Consider the following 12,008-nt stretch of genomic DNA (forward strand, 5'->3'; position numbering starts at 1 on the left):
AAATGGACATAAAAGAAAGCATACTAAACAAAACACTACCAAAACATATTGCCATTATAATGGATGGCAACGGACGCTGGGCTAAGCAAAAAGGCATGATACGTGCCTTTGGTCATGAAAACGGTACAAAATCTGTGCGGAGCACTGTAGAATCCTGTGCGGAACTTGGTATTAAGCACTTAACCCTTTATGCCTTTTCTACTGAAAACTGGAATAGACCAAAATTAGAAGTGCAAACTTTAATGAAACTTTTAGTGTCTTCTTTAAAAAAAGAAATAAAAACACTTCAAGATAACAATATTAAACTAGCAGCTTTAGGAAATTTAAATTCGCTTCCTAAAAAAGTTTACGAAGAGCTCAATCATGTTATAGAAAACACAAAACATAACAAAAGAATGACTCTCAACCTTGCATTGAGTTATGGTTCTAGGGAAGAAATACTAAACACTGTTAAAGAAATTAGTATTAAAGTTAAAAATAATATAATTTCGCCGGAAAATATTGATGAATCAATTATAAATGAGCATCTTTACACGCATAATTTACCGGACGTAGATTTACTCATTAGAACAAGTGGGGAACAGCGTATAAGCAACTTTTTGCTTTGGCAAATAGCCTACGCCGAATTATATTTTACAAATGTATTGTGGCCTGATTTTACAAAACAACATTTGTATGAAGCTATTATTGAATATCAAAAAAGAGAACGACGATTTGGGAAAACAAGTGAACAACTTAGCTAACACTTCATTTTTAGCAACATACTTAAAGCATAGCATAGCAATATTACTTTTTATAAGTAGCTTTAACATACAAGGACAAGAATTACAGTATAGTCAAAGTAAAAAATACTCTATAGGAGCCATTACTGTTTCTGGAAATACTTCATTTAGTGAACAAACCATAGTTACGTATTCGGGTTTAAAAAAAGGAAAAGAAATTACTATTCCTGGAGAAGATATTAGTAGAGCTATTAAGAAGCTTTGGAAATCAAAATTATTTAGCGATATAGAAGTATACGTTACCAAAATAGAAGGTGATACTGCCTTTTTAGAAATAAAACTATCCGATTTACCTCAACTTAACGAAATCAAAATTAACGGTGTAAGAAATTCTAAAAAAGAAGGTATCATTAACGATAATAAACTAAAAAAAGGTACCAAAGTAACCGAAAACCTTATAACGAATACCAAGAACTTTTTAATTAACAAATACAAAAAAGAAGGTTTCTTAAATTCTAAAGTACACATTAACACTATAGAGGTAAAAGACTCTATAAAAGTAGCACGTGTTAATATGGTACTTAACATCGATAAGGGCGAAAAAGTTAAAATTAAGGACATTACTTTTACTGGTAATTCGGTTTTTAAAGACAAGAAGCTTAGAAAAAAAATGAAAAGCACTAAGCAAATAAATCGTCTAAGAATTTTAAAACGTTCAAAGTTTATTGATTCTGCTTATCAGGCAGATTTATCATCTGTAATAGAAAAATATAAAGAAAACGGCTATAGAGATGCTCGTATCTTATCAGATAGTTTAATAATTAACGACGATAAAACCATATCGCTTAAAATAGCTGTAAACGAAGGTGAATTATACACTTTTGGAGATATAACATTTATTGGGAACACCGTTTATAGCAACGAATATTTAAGCAGGATACTTCGTATTAAAAAAGGTGATACCTATAATGGTATTTTGCTACAAGAGCGTATTCAAGATAATTCTAAACCAGATGCTATAGATATTGCAAACCAATATCAAAACAATGGTTATTTGTTTTCTACTATAAATCCAGTAGAAGTAAGTGCCGACAATAATGTTATAGATATGGAAATTAGAATATCTGAAGGGAAGCCTGCTTATTTTAATAACGTATCCATATCTGGAAACGACAAAACAAACGATCATGTAGTATATCGTGAAATTAGAACGCGTCCAGGACAGTTATACAGTAAATCTAATGTAGTACGTACTATTAGAGAATTGGGGCAATTAGGCTTTTTTGATGCTCAGGAAATAACTCCAGATATTAAAAACCCTAACCCTAACGAAGGTACCGTAGATATTAATTACGTAGTTAAAGAAACCGGATCTAGTCAAATAGAATTACAAGGTGGTTATGGTGGCGGTGGCTTTATTGGTACACTTGGATTATCTTTTAATAACTTTTCAATAAAAGACATCTTAAAAAAAGATGCTTACAAACCAATCCCTATGGGAGATGGACAAAAGCTGGCGCTACGCTTACAGGCAAGTCGTTTCTTTCAAACCTATAGCTTCTCCTTTTCAGAGCCATGGTTAGGAGGTAAAAGACCAGTACAGTTTTCATCATCGTTATCGCATACCAAGCAGTTTTTGTTTAATCCACAAAGCAGAAGACCCGATAAAGACAGAAGTTTTAACATTACCGGAATTACATTTGGTTTAGCTAAACGTTTATCTGTACCAGATGATTTTTTCACCCTATCTCAGGCTATTAGTTTTCAACGTTACGATTTGAATAACTACAACACAGGGTTATTTACTTTTGGAGATGGTTACTCAAATAATTTATCGTACACCATAGGTCTAAGTAGAAATAACACTAGAGTAGACCCGATATTTCCAACCGGAGGATCTAATTTTGCCGTAACCGCTAAACTTAGTATTCCTTATTCCTTATTTAATGGCATCGATTACAAAGCTCTTAAAGAAGAACGCGATGAAAACCAATTAATAACAAGAGATGGTAGTCAATCCCTTTTTGCTCAAAGAAGTGCGCAAGACAGAATCGCAGAAATAGATCAAGAACGTTATAAATGGTTAGAATTTTATAAAGTAAGCTTTAAAGGCGATTGGTATAACGAAGTTATTCCTAATAGTAACCTTGTTCTTAAACCAAGTGTAGAATTTGGCTTTTTAGGAGCTTACGATAATGATAGAGGTGTTATTCCTTTCGAGCGTTTCTTTGTAGGTGGTAATGGCTTAGGAAACTATAGTTTGGATGGAAGAGAAACTGTACAATTACGTGGTTATCCAGATCAATCGTTATCAGATCAAGATGGTAGTACTATTTACAACAAATTTTCCTTAGAGCTTCGTTATCCAATAACATTAAAAGCTTCTGCTAAAATTTATGCACTAACCTTTTTAGAAGGTGGTGCATCTTATAATAATTTTAGAGATTACAACCCATTTAATCTTAAACGTTCTGCAGGTGTTGGTGTTCGTATTTTCATGCCAGCATTTGGGTTATTAGGTATTGATTTTGGTCATCGTTTCGACGATATTCCAGGACAACCAGGATCCAGTCAGAAATGGGAAACTCACTTCATAATTGGACAAAGGTTTTAAGTATGAAATTTATTTTGGCACGATATTTTCTAATAACACTATAATGATTTGCATGAGAATTAAAATTTTTAAGATTAAAATTCGTTAATTTTGAAGATACGATTCGAAAAAGGCAGAAATAAAAAATCATTTGTCGTTTTTAGAATTTATAAGTCAATAAATTATAATATATACAGATGAAAAATAAAGTTCTTTTTTTACTGACATTAATTCTTACAATAAGTAGTTTTTCAATGCATGCACAACGCGGTGTAAGAATTGCTTATATAGATACTGAATATATTTTAGAGAACGTTCCAGAATACCAAGAAGCCACGGCTCAATTGAATCAAAAAGCAGATAAATGGAAAAATGAAATTAGTTCAAAACTTGGAGCTGTTGAACAAAAGCGAAAAGATTTAAGTAATGAGAAAGCGCTTTTAACAAAAGAACTTATTGATGAAAGAGAAGAAGATATAGCTTTTGAAGAAAAGGAAATTCTTGACTATCAGCAAAAGCGTTTCGGTCCTAATGGCGATTTGTTTATTCAAAAAAAGCAATTAATGCAGCCCATTCAAGATCAAATTTTTGCAGCAGTTCAAGATATGGCGTCAAGTAGAAAGTATGATTTTATTTTTGATAAATCGTCAGATGCAGTGATGCTGTTCTCGGCAAAGCGGTTCGACTTAAGTGATCAAATATTAAGAAGCATTACAAGATCGTCGAAACGTAAACAAGCCAAATCTAAAGCAGAGCGAAGGGCTGCTAAAGAAGAAGAGCTCGTTCCAGAAATTAATTACGAATTAGAAGAACGTCAAAAAGCATTAGAAGAGAAAAAGGCAGAACGCGAAAGTGCTATCGAAAAGCGCAGAAATGAAATTCTAGCTGCTCGAGAAGCAAAGAAAAAAGAAGCAGAAGCCAGACGACAAAAAATAATGGAAGATCGTCAAAAAGCAAGACAAGCAAAAATTGACGCCAGAAATAAAACAACGGAAACGGAAACGGAAACTGCTCCTACAGATAAAGAAGCAGAAAATGAAGGAGGTAATGAAAATACTGCAAAACCAGAAGACGAGACTAAACCAGCTGAAACGCAGACAAAAACCAAAGCACAACTTATTGAAGAAAATAGACAACGAAAATTAAAAGAAAGAGAGGCTCGAAAAAAAGCTTTAGAAGAAAGAAAGAAAAAAATATTAGAAGATCGTCAGAAAGCGAAAGACAGCTTAAACAAAAATTAATTTATAACACACAAATACTATTTTAAAATGAAACAATTAAAAACTCTTTTATTAGCAACTGCATTATGCATTGGATCTTTAAGCTTAACCCAAGCCCAAAGCAAAGTTGCACATATAAATACCCAAGAGCTAATAGCTGCAATGCCTGAAGCTAAAGCAGCACAAGCAGAGCTTGAAGCTTTGGGAAAAACATATCAAACCGATATGCAAGCTATGGGTACGGAGTATCAAAATACAGTAAAACAATTTGATGCCGAAGCTAATACTAAAACAGATGAGGAAAACCAAAAGAGATATGTTGAGCTTCAAGAAAAACAACAACGTATCCAACAATTTAGAGCAGATGCACAACAAGATTTAGCTAAAAAAGAAGCTGAATTATTTAAGCCTATTCAGGAAAAAGCATTTGCAGCTATAAACAAAGTTTCTAAAGCACTTGGATATGAATATGTTTTAGAAAGAACTACATTAATCGTAGCAGAAGGTAAAGATATTTTACCTGAGGTAAAAAAAGAACTAGGCATATAATAATACCACAAATAAATTTTACTAAGCTGCCTTACCACAAGGCAGCTTTTTTATTGGCATAACTTTCGTTAAAAACTTGAATTATTTTACTTTTATGCGAATTCATAATAATATGAGCAAACAACCCATTGGTATTTTCGATTCTGGTGTTGGCGGCACCTCCATTTGGAAAGCTATTAACACGCTTTTACCTAACGAAGACACAATTTATTTAGCCGATAGTGCTAACGCTCCTTATGGTCCAAAAGGAAAAGAGATCATTACTAATTTAAGTATTAAAAATACTGAGCTCTTAATTAGCAAAGGCTGTAAACTTATTGTAGTGGCATGCAATACAGCTACCACTAATTCCATAGACTACTTAAGAGATACTTATAATATTCCTTTTATTGGTATTGAACCCGCCATAAAGCCTGCCGCTTTACAAACGAAAAACAATGCTGTTGGTATTTTAGCTACCAAGGGCACTTTAAGCAGTGCCTTATTTTCTAAAACGTCTGGTAGGTTTGCCAGCAATGTAAATGTTATTGAACAAGTTGGAGAAGGTATTGTAGAACTTATAGAAAATGGCAAGTTACAATCTGAGGAAATGAAAACCCTCTTAAAAACCTACCTAAAACCAATGATTGATGCCAACATCGATTATTTAGTTTTGGGATGTACCCATTACCCCTATTTAATATCGTTATTAACTAAATTGCTTCCCAGTCATGTTAAAATTATAGACTCTGGCGAGGCTGTCGCAAGGCAAACAAAAGCGATCCTGAAAAAAAACGATTTACTGAATGGTGAATCTTCTAATAGTAAAAATCAATTTTACACGAATGGTGATCCTGAAATTATGCAATCGCTTTTAAATTCTTCTAGCGCAGTTGTTGAATATTTAGATTTTTAATTCCTGCGACATGTGCTGAACTTGTTACTCCTTAAACCAACCAGAATATTTAATATAGTTATCGGCAATTCTATTTATTTCGCCAGAGATAAGTTCTTCGCTAATATCCTTTACCTTTTTTGCAGGAACCCCTGCATAAATACTACCTGCTTCTACTCTCGTATTTTTAGTTACAACAGCTCCGGCAGCAATAATACTATTACTTTCTACCACACAATCGTCCATAACGATCGATCCCATACCGATTAAAACGTTATCATGAATGGTACAACCATGTACAAGGGCGTTATGACCAATAGACACATTATTTCCAATGGTTGTTGGAGACGTTTCAAAAGTACCATGAATAACAGCTCCATCTTGTATATTTACTTTATTACCCATTTTAATAAAGTTTACATCGCCCCTAACTACGGCACTAAACCAAATACTACATTGGCTTCCCATAAAGACTTCGCCAACAATGGTGGCATTATCTGCAACAAAACAATCGTCTGGTATTTGAGGTGACTTTCCTCTTACTGGTTTTATAACTGGCATAATAAATTCCTTTGAAAAAGGAATCCCGGTACTAATTGCCACCGATCATCCCCTTTTTATAATTAATACTTTAATATTTCATGAGATTCCTGCCTTACTGAAACAAGTTCAGCACATGTCGCAGGAATGTTACTTAAAATAAGACAACAAATCCGATTTCTTAGAAGCCGACACTACAATCTCCTGTCCGTTACTAAGCAATACACTTCCTCCTTTTCCTTTTATGTATTTAACAATTTCGTTTACATTAACTAAATACGATTTGTGTACACGTGCAAAACTAGCATTGTTTAAAGCATCTTCAAAGTATTTAAGTGTTTTACTTACCAACTTCTTCTTATTTGTATTCAAATAGATTTCTGTGTAGTTATCGTCAGCCTTACAATACAAAATATTTGCTATATCTATAACCTCAAAACCATCTAATTGCGGAATGGTAATTTTACCATCTACACCACTTGTTTTCGGAACAAGAACCTGATCTTGAAGTGCTTCTTCCTTGGTTTTAATTTCGGTAACATAATCAACGGCTTTTATAAGCTCGTCTATAGAAATGGGTTTCATTAAATAATAGGAAGCATGTGCATTCAAAGCATCCATAGCATAATGATTATATGCCGTTACGAACACGGTTTCAAAATTAATATCGCCAACCTTGTCTAATAAATCAAACGCATTACCATAAGGCATTTCTACATCTAAAAACACTAAATCTAAATCGTGATTTCTTATTAAAACCAAAGCCTCGTCAACATTGGCTGCCTCACCTAAAACCTCAACATTAGGGCAATATTTTTTGAGATAATTCCTTAAAATATCTCTGCTCGTTTCTTCGTCTTCTACTATAATTGAAGTTAGTTTCATCTATTCATTTAAGTTTTTAATAATACTATTGAATACGTTTAATTTGTCTAAGATCAATAATACAATGTAGACTAACCCTGTTACAAAAAATAAAATTACAATCAGCTGTAAATAAGTGGAGACTGTCCAGTCCAGAGCAACCTTTATACGATGCATCAAACCTATTTTATTTTCTACACCTTCAACTAATGAAAATTTAATTGTACAAAACTCATTTTCTTCATCATAGTTACCTAACAGCACTCCTAAGCCCTGTAATTCTTCTTCAATATTTAGTATTCTATTTTCTAAATCAATATACTCCTGAATTTTTCCACCTTTAGATTTTAATTCAATCAACGAACTTCTAATTTTTAAAAGTGATTCTTTTTTTGCGTTAAGCTGTTTATATTCGTTCGTTTTATCCTTTTTTGTAATTTCCTTAGATTGAACCTTTCCAATTTTAGATAACGAAATATATAAACTATCAAACTTATCTGGCTGCACTCCAATTAACAATTGTAATCTCCTGTTTCCATCGTTACCACTGTTCTGTTCAAACTGGATTATTGCCTCATGGCTTTTAATTTCTTTGTTTAGGAAACGCTTTTCTTTTTCAAATTCAGAAGACTTCGTATTAACAGTGGCTATCTTTTCATATTTCTGATCAACATTAATAACATTTTGCGCGTTATTAGTGTTAGATTTCATTTTATATTTTTTTGAAGCGTAATTAACACGACTGCTTGCTATTTCTTCAAAAAAAGTACTGCTATTGCCAACAGCACTCGGGTACTCTGCATACCCGTAAAGAATTCGAAAAACAAACAGAATCACAAATAACAATACTAAATAAAGTATTCCTTTTTTAAGCTTTTTTTTAAATGGTTTTTTCATTATTAATCTTTTTTAAGCGTTACCACAACTTTAGTTCCCACATCTTCTTCATCTTGAAAATCATCAACAACCACATCGACCTTATCTTTATACATCTCGTTTAAAATAGAGACACGTTTTTTAATATTACCCATCCCTTTCGAGTTTTGTTTTTGTTGGTTCTCGGTCTTCAAAGCTTTCGATTGTTTTCGACCAATACCATCATCTGTAATGGTAATTTTTATTTCGTCTGAAGTCGTTTGGGTAATTCCTATTTCTAATTGTCCCTTCGATTTTTTATAACGTAGGCCATGCCACACGGCATTTTCAATATAGGGCTGTAACAACATAGGGGGTATTACAAAATCTTCAATATTAATATTTTCATCAATATTAATGCTATAATCAAATTTATCCTGAAATCTAAAGTGTTCTAATTTGGTATATAATTCCAATAGTCTTATTTCCTTTTCCAACGGAATAAAATCTTCTTCACTGTTCTCTAAAACAGCGCGCATTAATAACGAAAAATCGGTAAGATATTTATTGGCGGTACGCTCATCATTAGATGCAATAAAACTGTTTACTGAGTTTAATGCGTTGAATATAAAATGTGGATTCATTTGACTACGCAAGCTTTTTAAAGCTAATAAGTTATTAGCCAAACGTTGTTGCTTAATATATTTAAACATTAAAAATGCAGCAACCAACAACAATATGAGTCCGCCAGAAAGTGAGTAAATAATTAATTTTTGTCGCTTGGCTTCTTCATTACTCAATTGAAACTTACTCTCATTTAAAGCTCTATCACTTTCCAGACTTGAAATTCTATTTTGATTGTTAACAATAACCTTACTAAACCTTGCTGCCTGAGCTATTTCCTGCTCTTTCTTAGTATAGAGTTTATCGACCAAATCAACATAGTTTTGATAGGCGATCAATGCTTTGTCAAATTGCCCAGCGTCTCTATAAATCTCAGATAATTTTCTGGTAGCATCTTTTTGCACTATAAGATCTGCTTTACTATCTGCCTCTTCTATACTCTTTTCAAGATACGGGATGGCATTATCGTAATCGTTTTGCAACGCAAACGCATTCCCTATTTTATAATTCTGTTTTTGGGGTGTTAACGCACTCTCATTATCTATATCCGAATCGCTTTTTAAATCATTTATATCTTCTAAAGCCTCCTTCCTTAACTCTATCTCTCCAGAATAATCCTGATTGGCATTTAAAAATTCGGCTGCTCGATCCTTTTCTTCAGCCGCTCGTTTTTTATTTTGGGTACTCGCCAACTTCATAGACTTATTAAAATAACCCTCAGCTTTTTGAGTCTCTCCCTTTAAATTATAAGTCTGCGCTATTTTCGAATTTAAATCTGTTATTTTAGGTGTAATTAGATGCTTTTGGGCTACAACCAACCCTTTATTGTAATTATCAATTGAAAACTGGTAACTTTTCGTCAACATATAAACATCACCAAGGCCTTCGTAAAGTTCAACTAATTGCCAATTCGACAACGCTTTTTTGTTTACCCCATTATAGGTTTCTATACTTTCCTGATAGTTATTATTTTGCTTATACGCCGCAGCAAGTTTCAATTTAACCGCATTGGTTTTTAAATTTTGGTCGCTAATCCTATAATTAGAAACAGCTAAATCATACTGTTTCCAGAACATATAAATATCTCCTAAAACCTCATAAGCCTCGGCATTCTGCTTTACAGAATTACTTTCAACAAGAGCCAGTTCAATAAACTTAATACTGCGTTTAGCATCTTTTTTTAAGTGTGTTTCGGCAGAATCTATTAACATTTTAAATTCATTGGAGTTACGCCTCGAAAACTTTGTTCGTTTATATTCTGCTTCTTCCCTACTAGGCTCAACCCTAACAGTAATCCGTTCATTACTTAAAATAGTATAGTAAACCGTCTCAAAATCCTTATGCTTAATAATAAGTTCGTCGCCTTTTTTAGCTTCTATCCTAAAATCACCTGCAAAATCGGTAGTGGTATAAGCCCCTCCATTAACTTCAATATTTACGTTTGGTATAGGGTTATGCGTATCACTTTCAATCACAGAACCTCTTACCGTAAACCTAGGCTCTCGATTTGTAGACTTTTCATATACTTGAGCAAACATACATGTTGTACTAAGCATAATGCATAAAAACCATATGTATTTAATAGTTGCTTGCATGTGTTGTTTAATAATAGATAAACTTACGCACTTTCGTTGGTATAATAAAATAGTGTTTTTATAAATATGTGTTTTTTCCATGTAAATAGGACACGATCATACATTCAAAAGACCACTTTACTCAACCAAACCTGCTACTCACTCATTCTGCTTTTTTTAAGAAATATGTTGGACATAGATTTACAGCATTAATCAGAAAAAAAACATTATGAAAACAAATATTAAAACATTTTTTCTTAGCATCGCACTAATTGCTTTTATGGCTTGCAAAGCAGACAATAAAAAACAAGATGTCGTATTTAACGCTACAGAAAAAGCACATCACGATCCTAGCAAACAATTTATTAAAGTGGCTCTTTTATTGGATACCAGTAATAGTATGGACGGGCTTATCGATCAGGCTAAAGCACAACTTTGGGACATTGTAAACGAATTGTCTTATGCAAAATGTGGTACACAAAAACCCAACTTACAAATTGCTTTATATGAATACGGAAACGACAGATTAAGCGGCAGAGAGGGATATATTAGACAAGTATTATCTTTTAGCGAAGACTTAGATGAAATTTCCGAAGAACTATTCTCTCTAACTACCAACGGTGGTGAAGAATATTGTGGCCAAGTAATACAAACGTCGTTAAATCAATTGGATTGGGGTAAAAATCCGGACGATTTAAAATTAATTTTCATTGCTGGTAATGAGCCTTTTACTCAAGGAAAAGTAAACTATAAAGATGCATCGACAAACGCCAAGGAAAAAGATATTACCATAAACACTATTTTTTGTGGCAATTATAACCAAGGGATTTCTTCTTCTTGGAAGGATGGTGCTCAATTAACCAATGGTGATTATATAGCCATTAATCAAAATAAAACTACGGTACATATTGCATCGCCTTACGATGACGAGATCTTAATTTTAAATCAAAAATTAAACAAAACCTATGTTATTTATGGTACAAGAGGTAGGGAAAAACTAGCCATGCAGGCTAAGCAAGATGCTAATGCTGGCAGCTACAGCAAGGCCAATGCTGTAAAGAGAACCATAAGCAAAAGTTCGCATTTATATAAAAACAAAAGCTGGGACCTTGTAGATGCCATAGAACAGGAAGAAGTTGTTATTGAAGATATTAAAGACGCTTCTTTACCAGAAGAACTAAAAGGAAAAACAAAAAAAGAGATTGAAACTTATGTTTCTCAAAAAAGTAAAGAAAGAGAAACTATAAAGAAAAAGATTCAGGAGCTGAACAAGAAACGTAAAACCTATGTTGCAGAACAGAAAAAAGAAGGTGCTAAAAATGGCTTAGAAAATGCTATGACCAAAGCCATTAAAGAACAAGCTCAAAGAAAAAAGTATAGTTGGAAATAGGCAACAAACTAAAATTGAATTTATACAGTAACGCTCCCAAAGTTTTGTATAATAAAAAAACGGGTTTTATCTTTTTATAGAGGTGAGCCCGTTTTTTAATACAATTAAAATCGATGCATTGTACTCCGGTATCAGGTTGAGTTTAGTAGAAACCTATATAAAACACAGGTTTTAATAATCTTTCGAGTTTAGTTTATGTTGAG

Annotated in this window: 10 protein-coding genes; 6 read left to right on the top strand and 4 right to left on the bottom strand. The window is 33.0% G+C overall.

Annotated features, from left to right (window positions below):
• Positions 1-2 precede the first annotated feature (2 nt).
• From C1H87_RS09145 to murI, 5 genes are all read left to right on the top strand, one after another.
• Entirely contained in the window at positions 3-743 is a 741-nt protein-coding gene (locus C1H87_RS09145; RefSeq protein ID WP_102755512.1) for an isoprenyl transferase, read from the top strand.
• Positions 676-3,336, top strand: a complete 2,661-nt coding sequence (gene bamA / locus C1H87_RS09150) for an outer membrane protein assembly factor BamA (RefSeq protein WP_102755513.1) — start codon at positions 676-678, stop codon at positions 3,334-3,336. The genes C1H87_RS09145 and bamA overlap by 68 nt, the downstream gene beginning before the upstream one ends.
• A gap of 176 nt (positions 3,337-3,512) precedes the next feature.
• Complete coding sequence (locus tag C1H87_RS09155; protein WP_102755514.1) at positions 3,513-4,556, top strand: OmpH family outer membrane protein; 1,044 nt, start codon at positions 3,513-3,515, stop codon at positions 4,554-4,556.
• Between the two features lie 27 nt (positions 4,557-4,583).
• Positions 4,584-5,084, top strand: a complete 501-nt coding sequence (locus C1H87_RS09160) for an OmpH family outer membrane protein (protein ID WP_102755515.1) — start codon at positions 4,584-4,586, stop codon at positions 5,082-5,084.
• A gap of 112 nt (positions 5,085-5,196) precedes the next feature.
• On the top strand, positions 5,197-5,979 hold the full coding sequence (gene murI / locus C1H87_RS09165; RefSeq protein ID WP_102755516.1) for a glutamate racemase: 783 nt from the start codon (positions 5,197-5,199) through the stop codon (positions 5,977-5,979).
• A gap of 24 nt (positions 5,980-6,003) precedes the next feature.
• Here the strand turns inward: murI and C1H87_RS09170 are convergent, their stop codons facing one another.
• The 4 genes from C1H87_RS09170 to C1H87_RS09185 form a co-directional block, all read right to left on the bottom strand.
• Positions 6,004-6,519, bottom strand: a complete 516-nt coding sequence (locus C1H87_RS09170; protein WP_102755517.1) for a gamma carbonic anhydrase family protein — start codon at positions 6,517-6,519, stop codon at positions 6,004-6,006.
• Between the two features lie 129 nt (positions 6,520-6,648).
• Positions 6,649-7,383, bottom strand: coding sequence for a LytR/AlgR family response regulator transcription factor (locus C1H87_RS09175; protein WP_102755518.1), 735 nt, complete (start codon positions 7,381-7,383; stop codon positions 6,649-6,651).
• Positions 7,384-8,259 (bottom strand): DUF4349 domain-containing protein, encoded by an 876-nt coding sequence (locus C1H87_RS09180; RefSeq protein WP_102755519.1) that lies wholly within the window; start codon positions 8,257-8,259, stop codon positions 7,384-7,386.
• 2 nt (positions 8,260-8,261) lie between these two features.
• A complete protein-coding gene (locus C1H87_RS09185) occupies positions 8,262-10,436 on the bottom strand; it encodes a histidine kinase (RefSeq protein WP_102758222.1) in 2,175 nt (724 codons plus the stop codon).
• Between the two features lie 208 nt (positions 10,437-10,644).
• On the opposite strand from C1H87_RS09185, the gene C1H87_RS09190 reads away from it, so the two are divergent.
• Positions 10,645-11,805, top strand: coding sequence for a vWA domain-containing protein (locus C1H87_RS09190; protein WP_102755520.1), 1,161 nt, complete (start codon positions 10,645-10,647; stop codon positions 11,803-11,805).
• Positions 11,806-12,008: the final 203 nt, after the last annotated feature.

It is taken from the genome of Flavivirga eckloniae (genome assembly GCF_002886045.1).
Classification (GTDB): Bacteria; Bacteroidota; Bacteroidia; order Flavobacteriales; family Flavobacteriaceae; genus Flavivirga; species Flavivirga eckloniae.